This window comes from Collinsella sp. OF02-10 (assembly GCF_003463445.1).
Taxonomy (GTDB): Bacteria; Actinomycetota; Coriobacteriia; order Coriobacteriales; family Coriobacteriaceae; genus Collinsella.
The window spans coordinates 3326-3890 of the sequence record NZ_QSCW01000035.1; positions in this window are offsets into that span (position 1 = coordinate 3326).

Here is a 565-nt window from a genome sequence, read left to right on the forward strand (position 1 = left end):
GGATGGGTTCGCCCATTCGGAGACCCCCGGGTCGAAGGATGTGTGCTCCTCGCCGGGGATTATCGCAGCTTGCCGCGTCCTTCATCGGCTCCCTGTGCCAAGGCATCCGCCGTGCGCCCGTGGTATCTTGCGGGACCGCTCTCGGGCCCGCGGGATATCCACGTGTCGCTAATAAAAATTAATCGATATCATGAATAGCGCTCGTATGTCGCAATTCGGGTATCTCATACCGCGGCACAGTCTATGTACTGTGCTCGCGATCAGATGCTCCTCACTCATGTATAAGTGAATTCTTCTTGTTTGGATCGGATGAATGATTGCTATCATTCTGTCTGATAAATCGCAGAAAAGAATCGAGTCTGGAAGAATGATCTTCCATCTCTCTCCTATCGCTATGCGGCTCTCAAGGTACGCGGGTGCGACCCCGGGGACCGGGTGCTGCGGGGAATCATCCTGGCGGACATCAACCGGACGGGCTCCTGCCCTCTATTCGAGTTAAGTTGATCTCTCTAGAAGATTTATCTCCCTAGAAAGGAGGTGATCCAGCCGCACCTTCCGGTACGGC